Below are 2,771 nucleotides of genomic sequence, written 5' to 3' on the forward strand. Positions count from 1 at the left end.
GCCAAAGAAACCAGTTGTTGCCGAAGGGTGCCGTGAACAGTTCGTGCGCCCAGCCGGCGGCGCCCTTGATCTTGACGTTATAGAACAAGCACACCAGCAGCACGCCGATGGACAGGCCCATCGTGATCGACAGGTCGGCGGTCGGCACCACGCGCAGATAGTCGGGCGCGCCCATGGCCGGGCCGGCGACGTGCCATAAGGCAGGCAGCAGATCGACCGGCAGCAGGTCCATCGCGTTGAGCAGGAAGATCCAGATGAACACGGTCAACGCCAGCGGCGCGACGACGCGGCGGCTGGCGGCGTTGTGGATGATGCCCTTGGCCTGGCTGTCGACCATCTCGACGAGCAGCTCGACGGCCGCCTGGAAGCGCCCCGGCGCGCCCGAAGTCGCCTTGCGCGCCGCCAGCCACAGCAGCCAGCAGCCCAGCACGCCCATCAGGAGCGAGAAGAACACCGAATCGAAGTTGATGACCGAGAAGTCGACGACCTCCGTCTGCGGCTTGTTCTGCAGATGCTGGAGATGGTGAATGATGTATTCACCGGCGGTGGGTGCTTGACCTTCGACTGCCATGCTGTTGTTCCTGAAACCTGTCGTCCATCAACGTCCGCGCCATAGCAGCGCGAACCAGTTCACTTTCATGCACACCACCATCGTGACCAGCAGCACCGGCCAACTCAATTGCGGCACGACCTTTGCTGCGACCACCAGCATGGCAATGGCCACACCGATCTTCAACATCTCCCAGAACATGAAACCGGCAGCCGCAGCCACCGGGTTTCGCGTTCCGCGTGTCATTCCGCGCGCCAGCAGAGCACTCGGAATGACCGCCGACGCCGCACCGTAGAGCGCCGACCAGGCCACTCCCGAACCCGGCACGACAGCCCAGGCGATCAGGGCGCAGAGCAAGCCGCAAATCGCCTGCACCGCCACCACCCGCCAGGGCGACACCATCGGCTGCCGCTTTCGCAGCGCCTGGGCCTGTTCGGCACTCAGGCTTTGCGAAGCATCGTCTACCGGCTCCGAGCCGGTGTCGGGCCAGTCGCGCGGCTCGCGTGAAGCGCTCGCGTTCATGCTCGGGTCGGCTCTCTTTTCGGCAAAACCAAGGGAGTTTACGTGAAAACCCGCGCTGTTTATGTCGTTGCCACCCGGTTCCGCCGGGCAGCGGCGTTATCGCCGCGCCAGCGCTGCGATCACCGCTAATAGGCGTGGGTGCCGAGGTTGAGCGAGTGCACCATGGCCGCATCGGGCGTGCGCAGTGCCTGCAAGGAGGCTTGCGCGGCATGCACGAGCAGACCGAGATCGGAGCCCAGGCCGACAAAGTCGAAACCCGCCGCCCGCACCTGGGCAGCCATCTCCGGCGTGCCCGCCAGGGTGCCGATCGGCAGGCCGGCGGCGCGTGAGCGCTCGGCCGCCTGCGACATCGCCGTCATCACCGCAGGATGCCGGGCGTCGCCGCCGTGGCCCATGGCCGCCGAGAGATCGGCCGGCGCGATGAACAGCGCATCGACGCCCTCGACCGCCGCAATGCGCTCGAGCGCATCGAGCGCATGCGGCGTCTCGAGCTGGGCGATCAGCGCGACCGCCGCGTTGGCCGCACCGGTGTCGAGCCGCTGGGTGCCGTAACGCGTGGCGCGGCTCATGGCGGCAGCGCCACGATGCCCGAGCGGCGGATAGCGCAGCGCGGCTACCGCGCGCTCGGCTTCTTCGGCGCCTTGCACGCGCGGCACCATCAGCGTGGTGGCGCCAGCGTCGAGCACGCGCTTGAACCCCACCGGATCGTTGCCTGCCAGCCGCACGATCGGCACCAACTTGGTCGAGGCCAAAGCCTGCAGCAGCGCCACCACCCCGGGCAGTTCGAGCGGCGAATGCTCCATGTCGAGGACCGCCCAGTCGAAGCCGGCATGGCCGATGGCCTCGGCCACCAGCGGGCTGGCCGACATGATCCAGGTGCCCAGCGGGACGCGCTGATGGCTGGCCCGAGGGTGGGCGTCGACACCGCGGGTCGGGTGCTGCAGCAGTTGCTTGAAGGCATTCATCGCGAAGTCTCCTCGGGCAGGCGTGACGGTCGGGAAGGCACTACAAGCCGGCACCTGCCGCGGCCGGTGCCGGCTGTGCGCAAAGGCCGACCCGTGACCGCTCAGTACCTGGAGCCGGAGCCTTCCAGCGCAACGCGCAGGTAGTGTGCTCCGGGCAGCGGGTTGAAGTAGTAGGGCGGCACTTCCTCGAAGCCGAGCGAGGCGTAGAGCTCGCGCGCCGCCTCCATCTCGTCGAGTGTGTCGAGCAGCATCGCCGAATAGCCTGCCACGCGGGCGCGGTCGATCAGCGTCTCGGTCAGCAAGCGGCCTAGGCCGAAACGGCGGAAGGCGCGCCGCACGTACAGGCGCTTCATTTCGCAGGCGTTGGCCTCGTCGGCGTCGGGCAGGGGCCGCAGGGCCACGCAGCCGGCCAGCGCGCCGTCGCACCAGGCCAGCAGCAGGGCGCCAGCCGGCTCGGCGTACTCGCCCGGCAGGCCCGCGAGTTCGGCGTCGAAGTTCTGAAAGCACAGATCGATGTCGAGCGCGGCGGCGTACTCGCGGAACAGCTCGCGCGCGTCGTCGAACTGCTCCGGCGTGGCCGGCGTGACGAGCACGACGTCGCAGGCCGCTTCCATCGTCAGGGCGGCGACGATCCGGGTGCCGCGGCAACGGCGTAAAGCTCGGTCCAGGCCGGGACGGGCGAAGCAAGAGGGGTGGCGGTCATCGCGGGTAGGCGTCGGGCCAGGAGGTTGCAG

4 protein-coding genes are annotated in these 2,771 nt (G+C 68.3%); all 4 read right to left on the reverse strand.

Going from position 1 to position 2,771, the window contains the following annotated elements; translation table 11 throughout:
* Positions 1-571 (reverse strand): FoF1 ATP synthase subunit a (locus H0W38_RS20370; RefSeq protein ID WP_292457614.1); only part of this gene is annotated, 571 nt, incomplete at its 3' end.
* Positions 572-598: 27 nt separating this feature from the next.
* Positions 599-1,072: an ATP synthase subunit I gene (locus H0W38_RS20375; protein ID WP_292457616.1), complete on the reverse strand. Its 474-nt coding sequence runs from the start codon at positions 1,070-1,072 to the stop codon at positions 599-601.
* Positions 1,073-1,197: 125 nt separating this feature from the next.
* Complete coding sequence (locus H0W38_RS20380; protein WP_292457619.1) at positions 1,198-2,037, reverse strand: aldolase/citrate lyase family protein; 840 nt, start codon at positions 2,035-2,037, stop codon at positions 1,198-1,200.
* Between the two features lie 101 nt (positions 2,038-2,138).
* Positions 2,139-2,651 (reverse strand): GNAT family N-acetyltransferase, encoded by a 513-nt coding sequence (locus H0W38_RS20385; protein ID WP_292457621.1) that lies wholly within the window; start codon positions 2,649-2,651, stop codon positions 2,139-2,141.
* Positions 2,652-2,771 lie beyond the last annotated feature (120 nt).

Origin of the sequence: Methylibium sp. (assembly GCF_013817365.1) — a bacterium.
Classification (GTDB): Bacteria; Pseudomonadota; Gammaproteobacteria; order Burkholderiales; family Burkholderiaceae_C; genus Methylibium.

Bases quoted from the DNA above. Each gene is read 5' to 3' on its own strand.
- H0W38_RS20375 (WP_292457616.1), bottom strand. From the start codon at position 1,072: ATGAACGCGAGCGCTTCACGCGAGCCGCGCGACTGGCCCGACACCGGC.
- H0W38_RS20380 (WP_292457619.1), bottom strand. From the start codon at position 2,037: ATGAATGCCTTCAAGCAACTGCTGCAGCACCCGACCCGCGGTGTCGAC.
- H0W38_RS20385 (WP_292457621.1), bottom strand. From the start codon at position 2,651: ATGGAAGCGGCCTGCGACGTCGTGCTCGTCACGCCGGCCACGCCGGAG.